This is a genomic window from Sorangiineae bacterium MSr12523 (assembly GCA_037157775.1).
Classification (GTDB): Bacteria; Myxococcota_A; Polyangia; order Polyangiales; family Polyangiaceae; genus Pendulispora; species Pendulispora brunnea.
The window spans coordinates 10,064,748-10,082,390 of sequence record CP089982.1 but is presented as its reverse complement, the minus strand read 5'-3'; the positions used below and the strand labels follow the sequence as shown (position 1 = coordinate 10,082,390).

Below are 17,643 nucleotides of genomic sequence, written 5' to 3'. Positions count from 1 at the left end.
CTCATTCCACCTCGGGCCGTGCCCGCCCGCGCTCCGTTTCGCCCCGCACTTGGTACGGGTGCCCGAGCAGCCGCTGCCACGCCGAGCTACCGCGCCATGCCAAATACGACCGATTGAACCCGAGCACTTGCCGCTTGTCGAAATACGGATTTTGAATGTTGCCCAATTCGGCGAGCAGAAGAATCAACTCGCCAATGCTCACCGGACAGCCCTCGAGCCGGATGTACGGCTGCTTCTTCAGCTCCCGCAGCTTGCCCGCCATCTTCAGCATGCGCGCATACACATCCTTGTGCTTGATCTCGTAAGGATCCAGCTGCGAGCGATCCTTGTACAGGCTCTCGATCTTCACGACCTCGCCGCCGAGGCTTCCTTGCCATTGGCAGCAGTCGCCTACGAAGACGACCTTCTCGCCATATTTGATATCGAGCGGTCCTTTGTAATGGCCAAAGACCATGTGGAGACGCGGCAGCTTCGCATCGCATTGCTCGTCGTAAAGGCGCAGCACCTCGATGACTTCTTCCATGACACCCGGGCATCCGCCCCAGCAATAGCCATCGTCACCGTGGCCGGGCGGCGGGCCGGCGTAGCCGAAGATGTTCGTCCCCTCGAAGTACTTCTCGATGCGCACCAACCCCACTTGGAAGCCCTTCGCGCGCTCCTGCATCTCCTCGAGCGTCACGTCCCCGGTGATCTTCGCCTCCAGCGGGCCGAAGCCGCGCTCGTGCGCGAGGCGAATGTGCTCCACCTCCATCGGGTCGACGCCGATGATGCGGCAGCACACGGAATCGAGCGCCACCTGGTTGTTCCCCATCACGATGAGCCCGAGCTCGCGCGGAATGGGCGTGAGCATGCGCCCTTCGCCGGCGATGATCGCATCCACCGCGCAGAACTGCGGCTGAATGATGTACTGCAGATCGGCCACTTTGCGATTGAGCGCGTGGTCGTGATCGATGAGCCGGTGCCGGTCGTCCTGGATACCGATGTAGTTCTTCATCGAAAACGTCACCGTGGTCCAAGGGTGGGCCTTGAACTTGGGGCAATTGACGAAGAAATCGGCCCGCGCAATGGGCTCCGGCGTAAACAAGTAATCGCGCAGACGCCCCTGGTGGCGCAGCGGAATCTCGACTTGCGGCTCCTCCTCGAAGAAATACCGTTTGGCCCCCACGCGCGAGACCACCTCGTTGTAGCCCGCCTCGTCGAACACGAATCGCGTGGGGACGGTGATGCCGCTGCGTTCGCCCACCGCCAGCTCCTTCATCGACCCGTCGTCCCGATCCTTCAACGCGAGCAGAACGCCCTCGGCAAACTCGGCCCGGGTGTGCGCGTGCGTGAAAAGCTCACCGGCGGCGACCAAGTTGGGCTTCACCAAGGTGCGCCCGAACGGCCGCAGCCCGAGTTCCTCGAGCCCCGCGCGCGTGATGGCGCGGATGTTCTGAACGTCGTAACCGTTCGCGCGGCGAAGAATGACGCGGGCGTCGTGGGTCGGGTGCATCCTTCGAGGGTAGCGCCAATCAGTCCTTTCGCACCGGAATACCACCTACCGGTGCGACATCGGCAATGGCGCGGGACGCCTCCTTGTAGCGTGCCAGCATGTCACGGGTGAGCTCGCGATCTTTACCGAAGAGATCCTTTTCCTCACGCGGGTCGTTCTTCAAATCGAACAGCTCGAAGCTTTGATCCTTGCCGCGCGCGATGAGCTTTGCGTCGTCGTGCCGGAACGTACGCCGCCGCTGATTGAACTCGTCCTCCGGCAAATCGGTCACGATGTCATGCGACGGGGCGGGCGGCTCACCGAGCAACTCCGGTGCGAAGCTCTTTCCATGCAAGCCTTCGAGCGGCTTGGCGCCGAGCAGATCGGCGATGGTCGGCGTGAGATCCAGCGCGCTGCGCGTGGACTCGATGCGCCGGCCGGCGGTCTGTCCCGGGACGAAGGCCATGAGCGGCACGTGCACCAGCTCCTCGTACAACTCGTGCGCATGCTTGATGCGCCCGTGCTCCCCGAAGGCCTCACCATGATCGGCGGTCACGATGATGGCCGTGCGCGCGCCCCAGGGCTCTTTGGCCACGAAGTCGAGCAGCTTGCCGATCCACAGGTCGGTGTAAAAGACCTCCTCGTCGTAGAGATCGCGCGGGCGTGTGCCCCAGTGCGTCGACTCTTCGTGCCCCTGGTACTTGTCGTGCGGATCCATGTAGTGGAACCACGCGAAGAAAGGGTGCGTCCCATCGCCGCGCAGCTTCTCGTTGCTCAAAAGCTCGATGGCCAGCGGCGTGAGCTTCTGGCTCGTGACGTGCGGGTCGGTGTTGTAGTCGAACGTGATCTTCGGCACGAGCTTCCACTCGGCAAAGCCGCGATCGAGCCCCGCGTATCCTTTGTCGAGGTACGCGTGCGCTTGTCCGGTCATGCAGGGGATTTGCTCTTTGGCGAGCAGCTCGCACAGAAAGGGCGGGTTGTCCTTGTAGCGCGTGAAGAAGACACCCGTGCGTTGAAGCTCCGACGGGTAGCGCCCGCTCAAGAAGCCGACCAAGCTTTTCGACGTGAACGACGACGTGGAGTACGCCTGCGTGTACACCGTCGAGCGACCCGCGAGCTCCGTCAGACGCGGTGCAATCGGTCGCTTGTACCCGACCCACGGCATGTCCGCGCGCAGGCTGTCGATGGTGATGAGCAGCACGTTGAACGGCGGTCGTGGCGCGGCGGCAGCGGAAGCGTCCACCGCGGGTGCGCTGGCGGCGGCGGTTTGGGGCGCGTTGGACGAGCCGGCGGGCGCGGGGCTGGCCTCACTTCGAGAGCACGAGGCCGAGGCCGTTACGAGACTTGCGAGCGAGCAGGCGAAAAGACATCGAGAAAACACGTCCTCGTCCCTAGCACGAGTGCTGCTTTCAACGAAATTTGGGCCGAATTTGGGGGCGAAAATGGAGGATGAACATGGGCTCGAAGACACTGCCCGAGGAGCCACCGCGGCTCCCGATCAAACTTGGGTCGACGACCAACGGCGAGTACGAGCCTCGCCCGGTGAGCGACCGCATACGCTGGGTCATGCGCACCGCGCTCGAACGCGCCGACGCGAATGCGCGCCGCTTGGGCATGAGTCGCCGCAGCTTTCTTCGCTCGAGCTGCGGCGCCGCCACCGTGTTTCTGACCTTGAACGAAGTGAGCGGCTGCGGAGGGCGCTACGCGATCCCCGAGGAGGCGCAAACGGATCCCGCTGCGGCAAATGTGCTCGAGGGGGACGAGTTCATTTTCGATGTGCAGACGCATCATGTGTCCACCGATCGGCCATGGTGGAAAACCTCGCGGCCCACCTTGGCGAATTTCCTTTTGACGACGCCGCAGGCCAATTGCGGACGCTCGGAAAAGCTGGAGTGTTTCGATCGCGACGTCTTCCTCAAGGAGGTCTTTCTCGATAGCGACACGCAGCTCGCGGTGTTGAGCGCGCTCTGGGGCACCGACGACATCAACGCGATTCACATCGACGAGGAGGCGCTCACGCGCAAGCGGGTCGCGCAGATGGAGGGCTCACCGCGGCTGCGCATCCACGGCATCGTGCTGCCCAAGGACGAGTCGCCGCAGCAGACGCGCGAGCGCATGCACGCGATGAAAGAGCGATGGAAGATCAGCGCGTGGAAGCTGTACCCGGTCTGGACCGGCGATGGGACCGGTTACCGCCTCGATGATCCCGCCACGGGCCTGTTCACTATCCGCGAGGGGCTGCGGCTGGGCATCAAGATTTTCGCGGTGCACAAAGGCCTGCCGCTGCCGGGAAACCAAGGCGCGTTCACCAGCCCCATCGACGTGGGGCCCGCGGCCAAGGCTGCGCCGGATGCGACCTTGCTGATTTACCACTCGGGCTACGATCCTTCCATCCACGAGGGGCCGTACGATGCTTCAGGAAGGAGCGCCGAGAAGGGCGTGAACGCGCTCATTCGCAGCCTCGAGGAAAACGGCATTGGGAAACGAGGCAACGTCTACGCGGAGCTGGGATCCATCTGGCGCGAGGTCATGAAGGATCCCGAGCAGGCGGCACACGTCCTGGGCAAGCTGCTGGTGCACCTGGGCGAGGACCGCATTCTCTGGGGCACGGATGCCATCTGGTACGGCTCACCGCAGGACCAGATCCAGGCTTTCCGCGCCTTCGAGATCTCGCCCGAGTTTCAAGAGCGCTACGGGTACCCTGCGCTCACGCCGCGCATCAAGCGCAAGATCTTCGGCCTCAACGGCGCCCGCGTCTACGGGGTCGACGTCGACGAGATCCGGCGCGCGCATGCCAATGATGCCGTCATGCGCGAGCGCACCGAGTACCGGAACGACCCGAACCCGTCGTTTCGTACCTACGGCCCGCGCACCCGGCGCGAGCTTCTGGGCCTCTTTCGAGACGAAGGCCCCGTGTAGCGCGTCGTAGCCAGTTCGTTCAAGAGCGGGGCGGGGGATGTCCGCATACTCACGGGCATGAACACGCGACACGACGAATCGGTCTTCACCCGCCAGTGGAACAACTACCGCAACGTGCACCACAGCCGGAAAAACCTGCTGATTCACCTGCTCACGGTGCCGGTCTTCATGGCCGGCACCGTCTCCGTCGGCGCGGGCATCGCACTCGCCGTCATGGGGAAGGCGAGCGCGCTGGGGGCGGTTGGCGCCATCGCCGGCGGGCTCCTGGCCATGATTCTCGCCATCGGTGTGCAAGGGGTCGGTCACAAGACGGAAGAGCAAGCGCCGGAGCCCTTCGCCGGGCCGAAGGACGTCATCTTGCGCATCTTCGCCGAGCAATGGATCACGTTCCCGCGCTACGTGCTGAGCGGCGAGTTCGCCCGTGCGCTGTCGGGATCATGACCTGCGAGGTAATGGTCCCGCAGCCGCTCGCTGCCTAACGTGATCCGTATGAACACGCGAGCCATCGTGGAATGCTTCTTCGAGCGACTTCTTGCCGGCGCGGTGCAGGACGTTGCCGCACTCGTCTCGGACCCCGTCGATTGGTACATCCCCGGCAACGAAGCCGTCGCGCCCTGGGTTGGGCGGCGGAGCCGGCGTCACGAAGTGGAAGCGATGTACGAGCTTCTACTTCGCAACATCGAGCCCGTTCGGTTCGCGATGCACGACATCGTCGTCGAGGGGAACGTGGCCGTGGCCAGCGGAGAATTCGCTTCGCGCATGCTCGCCACCGGCAAGGTCTACGAATCGCTGTTCTTTGCGCACTTCACCGTCGTGGACGGTGCGATCGTGCGCTACCGACTGCTGGAGGACACCCATGGCCTCGTGCGAGCCATGACCCCTGCCTGAGGCGACGAAGCGGAGGTGATGCCTCCCGCCGTAGCCGTCATCCCCAGGTGTGGGACTCGCTCTTGACGGTATCGACCTCGCCGTCGAGGTCGAGCGCAGCTTCACGACTTTGCGCGGGGGCCTCGTCGATGCGGCGGCGATACTCCAGATGGGCGGCATCGAGGCGCCCGAGCGCACCGCTCATGGCGTTCAGGCTCGCCGCTGCGGTCGCAGGCTGACGTCCGTCGCGAATCCCGCCCGCGAGCCGTTTGGCGGCGTCGAGGTGGTGCGCGAGCTTCGACGCGCTTTCCCGAAGCGGCACGGGGACCGCGTCAGGACCTTCCCATCGTCCGATGCGCGCCGTGGCGGTCATCGATTCCATGAGAGCATTCAGTATTTTGCGAAAATCCCCGATGCGTGTGTCCTTCATAGGGCTCGCACGGTTCCAAGAGCCGCAGCGATGGCGTCCCAGTCGAAGGGGGGAAGATTGCGCTCGAGGCGTTGCGACGCCCACGTGCGCCCGACTGCCTGAAGGGCTTCCGCGCGCGTTGCGCCCCATTCGGTGACGGCTTCGGCTTCCGACGCACCGCGCATCCAAGCGCGAACGCGCCACTCACCTGCGTCCTCCGCGGTCGTCCGCGGGGCCACGGAGATGGTCAGCCGGTCCTCGTCACGACGGAAGTCGTAGACCATGCTGTCTTCTTTGCGAAACTGATCGGTGATGCGGATCGCGTGCCGCCCGGCTGCCTCGTCTTCTTTCGTCACGAATCCTCTTCCGCAACCGGCTGAGGTCCGGGGACGATGTGGGCAATGTCCGGGTCGACACCCCCTTCGGTGCTCGAGCGGGCGGGACGCTCTTCGCGGCGCTGCTTTTTCCGCTCTTCCTTCTCGCGCTGTTTATCCAGGCGAGCTCGCTCTTTTTGACGCTTTTGGAAGGTGGTGTTCGAAGCCATGCGCGCAATTATCCCGTGCCGTCCGAGCGGCTCGTTGAGGCCATTGGGGAGGGCGCCGCAGCCTCGAAGAAGCGGGGCGCCCGACAAGTCGGAACCGAAGGTGGCGACTACCAGCGATTGCGGCCGCCGCCGCCACCGCCACGACCACCGCCGCCGCCGCCTCGACCACCACCGCCCCCGCCACCGCCGCGACGGAAGCCACCGCCGCCGCCACCGGGAGCGGGGCGCTCTTGCGCCTCGTTCACCTTCAACGGACGGCCGTCGAGCAGCGCGCCATTCATCTCGTCGATGGCCTGCTGGGCCGACTGAGCCGAGCCCATGGTTACGAACGCAAAGCCACGCGGTTGACCCGTTTCCCGATCGGAAACGATGTACACCTCAGCGACTTCGCCAAAGCGCGAGAACGCTTCGCGAATGGATTCCTGCGAGGTCTGGAACGAAAGGTTGCCAACGTAGAGGCGAGAGCCCATGTTTTCCCGATTCGAATTCGCAACGATTGAGCGCGATCTCGACTATCGAGAGGCGTGGTCGTACGCGGTTGCTCGCGGGCTGCGAGGTTCACGAAGAGTGAGGCCTTACCGCAGAAATTGCAAGGGAGCACAAGAGCGCACCTGCCGATTGCGCGCCGCCGCGATCTTTTCTGGCCCATCCGCAAGGACGCCGTCACGATTTGGGTTGCAACGGTATTGCGATGGGTCGGAAGGGCGCAGCGGATGCGCCACGCAATCGCAGGGGCGCGCCAATGAAGGCGAACTCGTAGGTGCGATCGCGCGCGAGCTCCTCGAGATTGATCACCTCGATGATTGGAATGCCCCGCTGCGCGAGTAAGTACGTGTGCAAGGGAATCCAGTTGTCCTTCCGCGGCGACGGCAGCGCTTCCGGTGCAAAGGCATCGCTGCCAATGACCATGGCGCGTTTTTCCTCGGCCAGCCATCGGGCGGCCTCGAAGGAGAGGCCCGGTTCATTGCCCCCGTAGCGCGCGCGGTCCGGCCAGAGCGACATGCGCCCCGTGCGAATCAGAACCACGTCGCCCGGTTGCAAGGCCGTGGCTTGGCGCGTGAGGGCGCTCTGCAGATCGGCCAACGTGATGGCGTACGAATTGGGCAGCACGGCCACGCCCTTCGATGCGGCCACGTCGATGAGCACACCGCGCGCGATGATCGGCGGCATCTTGTCGACGCCGTTGCGGTTCCAACCGTGATCGCCGAGGTGCTCGTCGGCCTTCACGCCGTTGTACACCTCGCCGTCGAGGCCGAAGTGGTTGAGCGCATCGATGTGCGTACCCGTGTGGGTGTACATCGAAACGGCATCGCCGGTGTACGAGACCTTGTCGTTGTGGGCGTGCCCCACCTTCGCGGGATCGTCCACACCGGTGCCGCGCGGCGTGTGGGTCATCCAAATTTGATAATGCGGATCGCCAAAGGCGTCGAAGCTCGGCATGCCTTGGAAATAGTCGGTCGCAAGGTCGTAGACCTTGCGCACGTCGAGGCGTGCCAGGATCGCGGTGCGCGATTCGGGGGTCATCATGTTGAGCGCTCCAATCTCGTCGTGGGGACCCCACGGGCTCTTGCCCACCGATTCGGATCGCGGCGCGGCCGACGTTGCCGTCGTCGCCGCCGGGGGCCGCGCCTGGGCCGGCGTGCAGCCAGCAACCCAACTGAAAAACAAGATGCCCACCGCGGACTTCGTGAACGAGGCTTTCATGCCGCGGGATTTAAGGAGCCCACCATGGCGAGGAAAGGCGCGCGCGTGTCCGGAGATTCAGGACAGAATGTCTCCAATGGCCTTTCTCCTGGACGACCCGAACGTCGGCATGGCGGGCCTCGTCGCCTTCGTACGCACCGCGGAATCCGGCAGCTTCGCCCGCGCAGCCGTGTCGCTCGGGCGCACGCCATCGGGCGTGGCCAAGGCCGTCGCACGCTTGGAGCAGCGGCTCGGCGGGGCGCTCTTCAGCCGGACGACCCGCACGTTGAGCCTCACCGAGTGCGGCGAGGTCGTGCTCGAGCACGCCAAAAACGTCGTGGAGAGCATCGCCTCCGCCGAAGCCGCCATCACCGCCGCACGCAGCGGCCCGCGCGGCCGCCTCAAAGTCAGCGTGCCCCACGGCTTGGGCCGCGCCGTCGTCTTACCGAGCCTGCCGCGGTTTGCGGCCGCGTACCCGGAGATCCGCGTCGAGATGGACTTCGAAGCCCGCCCCGTCGACGTGATCGGTGGCGGCTACGACGTGGTGCTTCGCACGGGCAAGGCGCCCGACAGCGGCCTTCGCGCCAAGCGTGTCGGCCGGGTGCGCGAGATCGTCTGCGCAGCGAAGTCGTACGTCGCCCGCCGCGGCGCCCCGCGCACCGTCGAAGAGCTCACCCGTCACGACTGCATCCGCTACCGCTCGCCCAAGACGGGACGCATCCAAGCCTGGAGCCTCCCCCACGATGGCTCGGGCAACGTGCCGGCAACCCTCGTTTTCAATACGGCGGACGCCATCGTCTTCGCCCTTCGCTCGGGCATGGGCATCGCCCAAGTCACCGAATGCACGGTGCGCGAGGACATGGCCAAGGGCGAGCTCATTCCCTTGTTCGAGGCGCACCGCCTCGAAGGGCGCGACGTCTGGCTGATCTGGCCCGCCGATCGCCATCACCAGCCCAAGGTGCGCGCCTTCATCGATCACGCTGCCGCGCTTTTCGCCCATTGAGGAAACCGCCAGGGAAACGGCAACAAACCCAAAGCAGGGTCTATCGTCGGTTCACCTGGCGATCCCGGCGATTCTTTTCTGGCGTCCTGGCGGTTTCCTCTTCCTCAGTGACGACCGTAGTCCAGCGATTTTCCCTTGCGCTGCGCATAGATGTACGCCTCGAGGGCGCGCATGCGCGGGTCGTCCGAGGACATGGGCTTCGCCCGGACGGGATGCTCGAGGCACCAATTGATCATATCGCGCAAGAGCGCCACCCGCCCCAATTGCGGTTGGAACTTTGGATACGTCTCCGGGTGCGTATTCGCCGCGTGCGGGTGGCACATGTCGCACGACACCGCGATGGTGCTGCCCAATTCGTCGGCACTGTGGAAGACACGCGAGCCGGCCGTGGCAATGCGCTCGGATTCCGCCTTCCACAAGGCGACATCCTGCTCGGTCACCCGGCCGTAGGTTTGCGCCTGCTCGGGCTTGGGCGCACCGCCGGTCGCACCCGCCGTGCTGGTCTGCACGTTGATCAACTTCGAATTGTCGGCCGCGGGTTGCAGCTTGTGGCGCTCTTTTTCCTCGGCTTCCCAATTGCTATTGGGGTTTTGCCGCAGCCATTCGGCCATGAGCGAACCGGCAATCGAGGTACCCGGAGTTCCTTCCGGCACGGTGGTTTTCGTCTTGCCGTCGCAGAGCAGAACCTCGATCCCTGCTTGGCCCCCCGACTTGCCCCCACCCGTGGAGGCCGTACTTTGAGCGCCGCCTTGGGCGGGCGGGTTTTCCGCAGTCTTCGGGGGCTCTTGGCTCGCCGAACTGCACGAGATATCGAGGGCCGCGAGTGCGGATATCGCAACGACGATGAGGGAACAGCGTTTCGGTGACATGACTCGGATCTCCTCTCAGAAGCTCGTTCGCGCGGCCGCCGCCGGCTTGTCTTTGCCGCCCTTGCTCGCCAGGAAAGAGGACCGCACCGTCACGGGATTGCGGTTCCAAAGATTGTAAACTTTGTCGACCAAGCCATTGGCCAACACCTGCACCGAACCATCGCCGCAGCCATCCTGCGGATCGAACGGATCCGGCCGCGCCATTTGAACGGTGAGCTCGGGCAAACCCTCCGGCGCGTACGGCCAAGGCCACGCGGTGGAGAGGAACCCGTGGAAGGAAATATTGCCGATACGATTGCTCAGCAATTGGTGCGTGTGCCCGTGAAGCACCGTCACATTCTGGAACTTGCGCAAGATGGCCTGCACCTGCTCGGCATCGTCGGTCCAGAAGTTCCACGGCTTGTACAGCTTGTAGAGCGGTGAGTGCGAAAAGACGATGAGCGGCGTCGACGCGGGGATCTTGGCCAGGTCCTGGGCCAGCCACTTGCGGCCTTCGTCGCCCACGGTGAAGGGGCTCTGCACGCCGTTGTCCAGCCCCGCCACGGTCTTCATGCGGTCCATCGGCGAGAGTTTGCGCGCCGACCAGAAGTCTTTCTCGACGACGCTGTTGAGCACCACGCAGTGCACGCCCTTGTGGTCGAACGAATATTGCGGCTGCCCGAAGAGCTCGCGCCACTTGTCGCCCAAATCGAAATACCAGTCGTGCTCGCCCACCATCATCCGGAGCGGAGCCTTCACGCTCTTCAGGATCTGCGCACCCAGCTCGAGCTCCTTCGGCTGCCCGAGCTGCGCCAGGTCGCCGCCGTAAAAGACGAAGTCCGGCTGCGGATCCATCGCATTCACGTCGTCCACCGCGCGCATCAGCGCATTGACGAACCGGTCATTCAACTTCCGCTCGTACAAGTGCGAATCGGAGATGTATGCGAAACGGAAGTTCCCTTTTTGTCCGCCCGGTGTCTGCCCGTAGGCCACCTTCACCGGTTGGAAGGAGTGCGGCGTGACCAGGCCTTGGCTCGCCACCGCGGCACCGGCAGCGAGGGAGACCTTCATGAAGCTGCGGCGATCCAGCTTCGCGAGCCCGCGAAACAGGCTATCGCGCTCCTCCATGTGCTTCGTTTCGATGCTCTTCCAGGCGCTCTTTTTCGTCGTCATGACGGACCTCTATTTCTGGGCCTCGAAGGGCAGTTTCTTCCGATTGGCGAGCGCTTCGTCGCGGAAGGGGCGGTTCTTTTGGGCCACCGCGCGCTGGCGATCGAATTCTTTTTGATTCGCCTCGGCGAACCGCCTGTCGGTCAGCGTGAACAGGAACGCCACCACCTGGTCGACTTCGCGCTCGCTCAACGCCAGCGGTTCGATGCCGCCGTCGAGGAACGGATTCGCCTCGCCGCCTTTGTTGTAGTGATCCACCACGTCCCAGAGCGTCTGCATCGACCCGTCGTGCATGTACGGCGAGGTGATTCCGATGTTGCGCAACTGCGATGTTTTGAACCCGCCAATGTCCGAGCGGTTGCGGGTCACCACGAAGCGCCCGAGCTCGGAAAGGTCGGTCTCGAGGGCCATCTGATCCATCGTTTCCTTGGTGTTGCTCTTCTCCAAGGAGGCGAGGGCCTTGCTGGCCAGCTTGTTGAAGTCTTGATGCCGTGCGGAGACGCCGATGTTGTGGAACTTGTTGTTCGTCCCAATCGGGCTGTTCGAGCTGAATTGGTGACAGGTCGAGCAGCGCGCCTTGCCATTGAAGAGCGCCCAGCCGGCCTTGGCATCGTCGGACAGCGCCGTCGCCTCGCCCACGGTGAACCGATCGAACGGCGCATCGAGGAACACCAGGGTTCGCTCGAACGCAGCAATCGCGCGGCCGATGTCCTCGTAGCTCACGGCCCGCCCGTACGCAGCCTGGAAGTCGCGCTGGTACTCGGGGATGGCTGCGATCGCCTTGGTGACCGCCGCGCCGTCGGGCATGCCCATTTCAATCGGGTTGACGATGGGCAACCGCGCCTGCTCTTCGAGCGAGGCGGCGCGGCCATCGAGGAACAGCGTGTTGAAGAACATCGCGTTCATCGACGTCGGGGCATTGCGGCGCCCGAGCTTGCCATCGACGCCTTCCGACGTGGGGCGTCGATCGGTGAAGCCGCGGCTCACGTCGTGACAGGTCGCACACGAGACGGTTCCATCGCGCGAGAGGCGTGTGTCGAAGTACAGCTTTTTGCCCAGCGCAACACGCTTCGGATCGAAGGCATTGTCCGAGGGGACGAGCACCTTCCAGAAGCTGTCGGCGACGCCCGCCGGCGGAGCCCCGTCCGGCTCCTTGGGAAAGAGGCCGGGGAGCTTGGTGAGTTGCTCCGTCGCGGGCATCGCCCCGTGCGGCCCATTGCCGAGCAAGATCGGCGGCGCCGATGCTGCAGGCGGTGCCGCTTGCGCAGGCGGTTGCGGCGGGGTTGGTTTCGCAGGTTGCGGCTGGGCGCTCACGGCGCCTGCCGTGGCCCCCGCCAGAATCAGTACGGCAAGAAAGCTCACACGAGCCCCCCTGCGCCATCGGCCAACGTGGGGCATCTCGACGTCCTCTCGTCGCATGACGACCACCTCCGACCAAAGACTCTCTGCTTAAACGCGAAAACCTTCCAATCGAAGACGATGATGAGCTGATAGTTTCAAGTTATCGCTACGCTTCGGTTCGGGTGATACGACTACGCGGAAGGTTTCGACATGGATGTATCCGCATTGACGCTGACACAACTGCGCTACCTCCTCGCCGTCGACGAACATCGTTCGTTTCGCGGCGCGGCCGAGAGCTGCCGTGTGTCTCAACCGGCGCTCAGCATGCAGATCCGTAGGCTGGAGGAGATCCTCGGAGTGTGCCTTTTTGACCGAGGAAAATCGCCGGTTGTGCCCACGGACGTGGGCACGCGCGTTGTGACGCAGGCGCGGTTGGTGCTGCGCGAGTGCGCCCGCCTTCCGGATGTGACGCAGTCGTCGGACGAGGTCGCGGGCTCGTATCGGCTGGGTGTCATTCCCACGTTGGCCCGCACATTGATTCCGCGATTGGTTGCGTCGTTCACCAAAGCTTATCCGCGCGTGCACTTGGTCATTGAAGAGCTACCGACCGATCTTTTGGTGCGCCGTCTCTTGGAAGATGCCGTCGACGGCGGTCTTGCGGTCACGCCATTGGGTAGCCCTGCCATTCATGAGCGGCACCTCGGCTTCGAGCGATTCTTCGTGTACCTCTCGCCCAAGCATCCGCTGAGCAAGAGCCCCGAGATTCGCCAGAGCGATCTCGTGGAGTACAAGCCGTGGCTGCTTTCCGAGGAGCACTGCTTCCGCACGCAGATTCTCCATTTGTGTAGCATCGACCTGCGGCAGCAGCCGTCCGACGGCGGCGTGCGCTTCGAGGCGGGAAGCCTGGACACGCTCATCGACATCGTCGACACCGGGCACGGCCTCACGTTGCTGCCCGAGCTCGTCGCCAATCGTCTCGCCCCCGAGCGAAAGTCCCAACTGCGTCCCTTTTCGCCGCCGGTTCCCGTGCGGCGCATCAGCCTGATTCACGCGCGGCAACAGGAGCGCCGCCCGCTGGCCGATGCCGTGCTGTCCATTCTGACCGAGGGGCTCCCCGCTTCGCTGCGCCGCCGGCCGACGGACGCGGTCATCCCGCCGATTTTACCCGCGCACCGCCGGAAGAAGTGAAGATTGAACAGGGAGGGGGGGAGGCGGGGAGGGAAACAACGCGAATCCCACCGCATGCCGAGGCTTTTTTAGGTTTTCAGTTGGCTTCGTGAGCCAACTAAAACCCAAACCAGCCTCGGTGCGCGGTGGGATTTGTGCCGTATCCCTCCCCGCCTCCCCCCCTCCCTGTTCAAATTCTTCGGCCGCTACCCGGCGGACTTGATGCGCTTCGATTTGGGCTGCGTGTCGCTGGCCCGATCGAGCACCTCGCGCAGGTAGTGGCTCGTGTGCGCGATGCCGCTCTTGGCGACTTGCTCTGGCGTGCCCACGGCGACGATCTTGCCGCCGCCTTCGCCGCCCTCGGGACCCAGGTCCACGACCCAATCCGCGCAGGCCACGACATCGAGGTTGTGCTCGATGATGACGATGGTGTTGCCCTGGTCGCGCAGATCGAAGAGGGCGCTGAGCAGGACCTCGATGTCCGAGAAGTGAAGCCCGGTGGTGGGCTCGTCGAGCACGTAGAGCGTGCGCCCCGTGGCCTTGCGCGCAAGCTCGCGCGCGAGCTTCACGCGCTGCGCCTCACCGCCCGAGAGCGTCGTTGCCGATTGCCCCAAGGTGAGGTACCCGAGTCCGACTTTGCGCAGAGCCTCGAGCCGCTCGTAGACGCGCGGGATGGCGTCGAAGGTCTGGCTCGCCTGCTCGACGGTGAGCTCGAGGGAGTCCGCGATGGAGAGTCCGCGGTAGTGAATCTCCAGGGTTTCCCGGTTGTACCGCTTGCCGCCGCACGTGTCGCAGGTGACGAAGATGTCCGGCAGGAAGTGCATCTCGACGCGCAAAAGGCCGTCGCCCTGGCACGCTTCGCAGCGGCCGCCTTTGACGTTGAAGGAGAATCGCCCCGGCTTGTACCCGCGCGCCCGCGCATCGGGAAGGTTCGCGTAGAGCTCGCGCAGTTGCGCGAACACGCCGGTGTACGTGGCCGGGTTGGACCGAGGCGTGCGGCCGAGCGGGGCTTGGTCGATGGAGATGACTTTGTCGATCTGCTCGAGCCCCTCGACGCCGTCGCACTCGCCCACGGGCGCGGTGGCCATATACAGTTTGCTCCGCGCGGCGGGCAGCAAGGTGTCCACGATCAAGCTGGACTTCCCACTGCCCGAGACGCCGGTGATGCACGTCAAAAGGCCAATGGGGATCTCCGCCGTGACGTTCCGCAGGTTGTGCGCGCGCGCCCCGACGACGCGCACCTCGCCGCGGCCGGACACGCGCCGATCGCGCATGATGGGGAGCGTGCGCTCGCCCGAGAGGTACGGCCCGGTGAGCGACGCCGGATCGGCCATGACCTCGGCCGGTGTGCCTTGGCTGATGACCCTTCCGCCATGCACGCCCGCACCGGGGCCCATGTCCACGACGTGGTCGGCCGCGAGGATGGCCTCGCGATCGTGCTCGACGACGAGCACGGTGTTGCCCAGATCGCGCAGACGCGCCTGCGCCTCGATGAGGCGCGCATTGTCGCGCGCGTGAAGTCCGACGGACGGCTCGTCGAGGACGTACATGACGCCGACGAGCGCCGCGCCAATCTGCGTGGCCAGGCGAATGCGCTGGCCCTCGCCGCTGGAGAGCGTCTGCGCGCTTCGATCGAGCGAGAGGTAGTCGAGCCCCACGTCGACGAGAAACCCGAGACGCGCCGTCACCGCATTGATGAGCGGTTCGGCAATCGCGCGCTCGCGTGCGGCCAAGTCCTCCCCGGCGCCGTTCTCGGCCTTCAATTCATCCAAGAAGGCGCCGAGATGCCGCAAGGGCATCGTGCCAAGCTCCGAGATGTCCTTTCCACCGAGCTTCACGGCGAGCGCCTCGGGTCGAAGCCGTCGCCCATGGCACGCGTCGCACGTGCGCGTGGCCAGGAATCGCCCGAGCTCGTCTTCCCCAATCGCGCCCTCGCTGGCATCGGGATCGTCGTCGTTGAAGTCCTCGCCGTTCTCGCCGTCCGCCATCTGCAGTGCGGTGAGCCGCGGCACGATTCCCTCGTAATTCTTCTTCTTCCCGCGCTTCTTTTTCGCGCCATCGGGCGGGGGCTCCGCCTCGGTGCCCAGCCCGAACAGAATCGCTTTCCGCTGCGCCTCGCGCATCTTCCCCCACGGCACGTCGGGATCGACACTCAGCGCTTCGACCGCCCGCGCCACCTCCGTGGCCAACGACACGGATCCGCGCCGGCCCCACGCGAGCACCACGCCCTCGCGCAAGGTGCGCTTTGGATCGCCAATCACGCGCTCGGGATCCACCACCACGCGCGCCCCCAATCCATCGCACGCGGGACAGGCACCGTGGGGGCCGTTGAAGGAGAAAATCCGCGGTTCGATGGGCGGCAACGAAATCCCGCAATCGACGCAGGCGAATCGCTCCGAAAGCCAGAACGGCTCCTGGCCCTCCACCGCGACGAGCAGTCGTCCGTCACCCAACTTGAGTGCAAGCTCCACGCTGTCGGTTAGACGACCTTTGAGTCCTTCCTTGAGGACGATGCGGTCGACGACCACGTCCAAGTCGTGCGCTTTGCGCCCATCGAGCTGGATCTCGTCCCCGAGGTCGACCACCGAATCGTCGATGCGGACGCGCACGAAACCTTCGCGACGCAGGCGCTCGAGCTCGAGTTTCAGCTCTCCGCGCCGCCCGCGCACGATGGGCGCGAGGATCGAGAGCCGCGTCCCATCGGTCAGCGCCAAAACATGATCGACGATCTGTTGGACCGTCTGCGCCTCGATGCGCTTTCCGCAATTGGGACAGTGAGGCACGCCCACTCGGGCAAAAAGTAGCCTCAGGTAATCCGCGATTTCCGTGACCGTACCGACGGTCGACCGCGGCGATTTGGCCAGCGGGCGCTGCTCGATCGCGATGGCGGGCGACAGGCCGTCGATGCGTTGCACGTCCGGTTTGGCGAGCTGCTCGAGGAACTGGCGCGCATAGGCGCTCAGCGACTCGACGTAACGCCGCTGGCCTTCCGCGTAGATCGTATCGAACGCCAGCGAGGACTTACCCGAGCCACTCGGGCCGGTAAAAACCACCAATTTGCCGCGGGGAAGCGACAAATCGACGTTCTTCAGATTGTGTTGTCGCGCGCCGACGACGACGAGACGATCCATCAAACCTCATTCACCAACTAGCACGAACCAATCGGCAAATGGGGCATAGCGCGCTCTTCGAATTCCCGTCCGAGGGATTGGTGAGTGAACTACGTGGCCCTTCGTCGCTGTTCGCGAAGGCTTACGATGCTCACGAATACGCCGCCCGCAATGACCAACAGCATGCCGACGATTGCTAGCCGATCCGGCCATTGAGATAAGGCGAACGCTCCCAAGAGCGCGCCGACCACGACTTGCAAATAACTGAACGGGCTCACCCGGGCGGCCAATTCCAGGGCATACGCGCGGGTCATCGCCAGTTGCGCAAACCCAGCACAGAGTCCGGCAACCACCATGATGCCGAAATCCACAACGCCCGGCAGGGTACCTGATTCCCACATGCCCGGAATGGAGAGGAGCAGCATGGCAACTGCGGCGGTCAGGGAAAAATGTGTGGCAATCGCCTCCGGTGATTCGCGATCGCTCACCTGACGCAGCATGATCATGGCGATGCTGCCGAAAAAGGAGCCCGCAATGGCGACGGACGCCGGAATGAGCATTTTGGCGTTCGCCACCTCGTGGCCAAAAATGAACGCTGGCCGGACGATGCAAATGACGCCAGCGAGCGACAACGGAATGGCAACTGCCATGCGGCGCCCCGAGCGCTCTCCCAGCATCAAGGGCGCAAGAAACGCGAGCATCACCGGCGCGAGGTTCACCAAGGTGATGGCATCGCCCAGAGCCAGATCGGGGGTGCCGGTCGCATAGAAGGTGCAGAGCATCGAGACGGTGCCGAAGGCACTGCGCATCCACATCTTCGGTGTGCTTTTGGCCACGAAGGGAACGCCGCGCATCTTGGCCACCGCAATGGCCACGAGTGCTCCCATGGCGGCGCGGGTGGCGGCGACCAAGGTCCATGGGACGTTGCGACCCGTGCTGGCCAGGTGCGCGAAGAAGTACATTGCGGCGAAGAGGGTCGCGCTCAGCGCCATCCAGCCGTAGGCGGCGACGTTCCCGGATCTTGGCCCGTCTACAACGGATGCGCTTGCTGAGGCGGCGGTCCCGGTTCCGCTCGCGGAAACGCGGGTTTCTGAACCGCGGGCAAGAGAAG

The 17,643-nt window shown here is 64.5% G+C and carries 17 protein-coding genes; 5 read left to right on the top strand and 12 right to left on the bottom strand.

The window, feature by feature from the left end:
- Nucleotide 1: 1 nt before the first annotated feature.
- Together LZC95_39470 and LZC95_39465 are read right to left on the bottom strand one after the other, a co-directional pair.
- Nucleotides 2-1,492: a DUF362 domain-containing protein gene (locus LZC95_39470; protein WXA92518.1), complete on the bottom strand. Its 1,491-nt coding sequence runs from the start codon at nt 1,490-1,492 to the stop codon at nt 2-4.
- A gap of 19 nt (nt 1,493-1,511) precedes the next feature.
- The gene (locus LZC95_39465; protein WXA92517.1) at nt 1,512-2,852 is read right to left on the bottom strand and encodes a sulfatase-like hydrolase/transferase; all 1,341 of its coding nucleotides are present in this window, start codon (nt 2,850-2,852) and stop codon (nt 1,512-1,514) included.
- Nucleotides 2,853-2,926: 74 nt separating this feature from the next.
- Here LZC95_39465 and LZC95_39460 point away from each other — a divergent pair, with 74 nt between their 5' ends.
- The 3 genes from LZC95_39460 to LZC95_39450 are packed head-to-tail and all read left to right on the top strand — an operon-like array spanning nt 2,927 to nt 5,278.
- Nucleotides 2,927-4,390, top strand: coding sequence for an amidohydrolase (locus tag LZC95_39460; protein ID WXA92516.1), 1,464 nt, complete (start codon nt 2,927-2,929; stop codon nt 4,388-4,390).
- Between the two features lie 57 nt (nt 4,391-4,447).
- Nucleotides 4,448-4,831, top strand: coding sequence for a terminase (locus LZC95_39455; protein ID WXA92515.1), 384 nt, complete (start codon nt 4,448-4,450; stop codon nt 4,829-4,831).
- A gap of 48 nt (nt 4,832-4,879) precedes the next feature.
- The gene (locus LZC95_39450; GenBank protein WXA92514.1) at nt 4,880-5,278 is read left to right on the top strand and encodes a nuclear transport factor 2 family protein; all 399 of its coding nucleotides are present in this window, start codon (nt 4,880-4,882) and stop codon (nt 5,276-5,278) included.
- Nucleotides 5,279-5,315: 37 nt separating this feature from the next.
- Here the strand turns inward: LZC95_39450 and LZC95_39445 are convergent, their stop codons facing one another.
- From LZC95_39445 to LZC95_39425, 5 genes are all read right to left on the bottom strand, one after another.
- Nucleotides 5,316-5,639: a hypothetical protein gene (locus LZC95_39445; protein ID WXA92513.1), complete on the bottom strand. Its 324-nt coding sequence runs from the start codon at nt 5,637-5,639 to the stop codon at nt 5,316-5,318.
- A gap of 44 nt (nt 5,640-5,683) precedes the next feature.
- Nucleotides 5,684-6,022, bottom strand: a complete 339-nt coding sequence (locus LZC95_39440) for a hypothetical protein (GenBank protein ID WXA92512.1) — start codon at nt 6,020-6,022, stop codon at nt 5,684-5,686.
- Nucleotides 6,019-6,210 (bottom strand): hypothetical protein, encoded by a 192-nt coding sequence (locus LZC95_39435; GenBank protein ID WXA92511.1) that lies wholly within the window; start codon nt 6,208-6,210, stop codon nt 6,019-6,021. The genes LZC95_39440 and LZC95_39435 overlap by 4 nt, the downstream gene beginning before the upstream one ends.
- A gap of 107 nt (nt 6,211-6,317) precedes the next feature.
- The gene (locus tag LZC95_39430) at nt 6,318-6,680 is read right to left on the bottom strand and encodes an RNA-binding protein (GenBank protein ID WXA92510.1); all 363 of its coding nucleotides are present in this window, start codon (nt 6,678-6,680) and stop codon (nt 6,318-6,320) included.
- Nucleotides 6,681-6,873: 193 nt separating this feature from the next.
- Complete coding sequence (locus tag LZC95_39425) at nt 6,874-7,914, bottom strand: cyclase family protein (protein WXA92509.1); 1,041 nt, start codon at nt 7,912-7,914, stop codon at nt 6,874-6,876.
- Nucleotides 7,915-7,990: 76 nt separating this feature from the next.
- Between LZC95_39425 and LZC95_39420 the strand changes: the two genes are divergently transcribed.
- The gene (locus LZC95_39420) at nt 7,991-8,896 is read left to right on the top strand and encodes a LysR family transcriptional regulator (GenBank protein ID WXA92508.1); all 906 of its coding nucleotides are present in this window, start codon (nt 7,991-7,993) and stop codon (nt 8,894-8,896) included.
- Between the two features lie 104 nt (nt 8,897-9,000).
- Here the strand turns inward: LZC95_39420 and LZC95_39415 are convergent, their stop codons facing one another.
- Genes LZC95_39415 through LZC95_39405 form a run of 3 tightly spaced genes read right to left on the bottom strand, consistent with a single transcriptional unit; the run spans nt 9,001 to nt 12,333 of the window.
- Nucleotides 9,001-9,765 carry a hypothetical protein gene (locus LZC95_39415; protein ID WXA92507.1) on the bottom strand — a complete coding sequence of 255 codons (765 nt, stop codon included), beginning with the start codon at nt 9,763-9,765 and terminating at the stop codon, nt 9,001-9,003.
- 15 nt (nt 9,766-9,780) lie between these two features.
- Complete coding sequence (locus LZC95_39410) at nt 9,781-10,917, bottom strand: metallophosphoesterase (GenBank protein WXA92506.1); 1,137 nt, start codon at nt 10,915-10,917, stop codon at nt 9,781-9,783.
- A gap of 9 nt (nt 10,918-10,926) precedes the next feature.
- Entirely contained in the window at nt 10,927-12,333 is a 1,407-nt protein-coding gene (locus tag LZC95_39405; protein WXA92505.1) for a cytochrome-c peroxidase, read from the bottom strand.
- Between the two features lie 132 nt (nt 12,334-12,465).
- On the opposite strand from LZC95_39405, the gene LZC95_39400 reads away from it, so the two are divergent.
- Nucleotides 12,466-13,443: a hydrogen peroxide-inducible genes activator gene (locus LZC95_39400; protein WXA92504.1), complete on the top strand. Its 978-nt coding sequence runs from the start codon at nt 12,466-12,468 to the stop codon at nt 13,441-13,443.
- A gap of 185 nt (nt 13,444-13,628) precedes the next feature.
- On the opposite strand, the gene uvrA is transcribed toward LZC95_39400, so the two are convergent.
- Both uvrA and LZC95_39390 read right to left on the bottom strand, forming a co-directional pair.
- Nucleotides 13,629-16,553: an excinuclease ABC subunit UvrA gene (gene uvrA / locus LZC95_39395; protein WXA92503.1), complete on the bottom strand. Its 2,925-nt coding sequence runs from the start codon at nt 16,551-16,553 to the stop codon at nt 13,629-13,631.
- Nucleotides 16,554-16,642: 89 nt separating this feature from the next.
- Entirely contained in the window at nt 16,643-17,524 is an 882-nt protein-coding gene (locus tag LZC95_39390; protein ID WXA92502.1) for a DMT family transporter, read from the bottom strand.
- Nucleotides 17,525-17,643 lie beyond the last annotated feature (119 nt).